Source organism: Oleiphilus sp. HI0132 (assembly GCF_001635845.1).
Window position 1 is genome coordinate 1 of record NZ_LWGJ01001867.1, and the last position, 1,053, is coordinate 1,053.

At 49.2% G+C, this 1,053-nt stretch carries 2 protein-coding genes and 1 pseudogene; all 3 read right to left on the bottom strand.

Translation table 11 applies throughout. From position 1 onward, the window contains the following. Positions 1–416, bottom strand: a pseudogene (locus A3766_RS28175) (phage late control D family protein); the annotation flags it as partial. 26 nt (positions 417–442) lie between these two features. Next, positions 443–673: a tail protein X gene (locus tag A3766_RS28180; protein WP_068642735.1), complete on the bottom strand. Its 231-nt coding sequence runs from the start codon at positions 671–673 to the stop codon at positions 443–445. Next, a partial coding sequence (locus A3766_RS28185) for a phage tail protein (protein ID WP_068643436.1) occupies positions 670–1,053 on the bottom strand: 384 nt, incomplete at its 5' end. The genes A3766_RS28185 and A3766_RS28180, both read right to left, overlap by 4 nt.

The window sequence follows — 1,053 nt, forward strand, 5'->3', positions numbered from 1 at the left end:
AACCGATCTAAAGCCTCCGAAATTTTCGGCTCTAACTCATGCTCTGCCGCAATCGTTCGCACTAAGTCACCCAAGCTCAGGTTATCCCAACTGCGTGATTTAGGCGCTTTCAATGATGCTCTCATATCGGCAGCTTTGGCTCGAATCGTCAGTGTTTGAGGTGGCCCTGAATGTTCGATCTCATCAACGGTATACACACCCATGGCGACGAAATTATCTTTGGTGACGCCCAGCGACACGACCAATTCTGCACCATGGGCAGGCCATTCAATGATTGAATCTCGATCATCCAGCTGGATCTCCAAAGCGTCGGATTGGGTACCAGATTCATCGGTAAGTCGAAGGGATAACAAACGATCACGAATCACCTCTGTAATATCTTGCGCATCAGCAATGATTCGAAAGTCAGGCCGCACATTTCACTCCAAATTAAATTTTCCAGTCAGTCCCAAAGCCGCACACGATCGGTTTGCCCCTGTAGTTTTAGTTCAGGCCTCTTTAAGTCAGGTAAGGCAATGATCACACCTGACTCATACACAGAACCAAGCGCAGCTAAGCCGGGGTTGTGCTTCAGCACTGCTTCAACGGCCTCACTCGAATACCCATAGAATTCAAGGCAAATGCGGTCGAGCATGTCGCCTTGTCGAGTCCGATACTTCGCAGCCGTATTCATCGGGTATCATCTCCATAGCGAGAAAGGCTCAGTTGAAACGTCTGCTTGAGTGGTTGCCCGTTTGGCTGGAAAACCGTTTGGCCTTCGCTGATCTGTTTGATGACCCATTGCCCCCAGACAAAACCAAGCCCATCAACCAACACAAGTGGCAAGCCTTTGCTGGCCTCAATACGCATGGCCTCCACTTGAGTTAAGCCGCCGCGAAAATGCGGGTAAATGAGCCCGTTCAATTCGATGGTTTCTTCCCCTAGTCCAATAAATTGCAAAGCAGGTCTGCGTAGCAATCGCTCTTGTGATTGCCAGCGATACGTTTGGCTTCGTTTAAAGTCTTGGTAGGCGGCGGTATCTAAAGAAAAACGAAAAACTCCCAATGCCATCAT

Excerpts from the sequence above, each read along its gene's own strand:
- A3766_RS28180 (WP_068642735.1), bottom strand. The coding sequence starts at position 673 with ATGAATACGGCTGCGAAGTATCGGACTCGACAAGGCGACATGCTCGAC.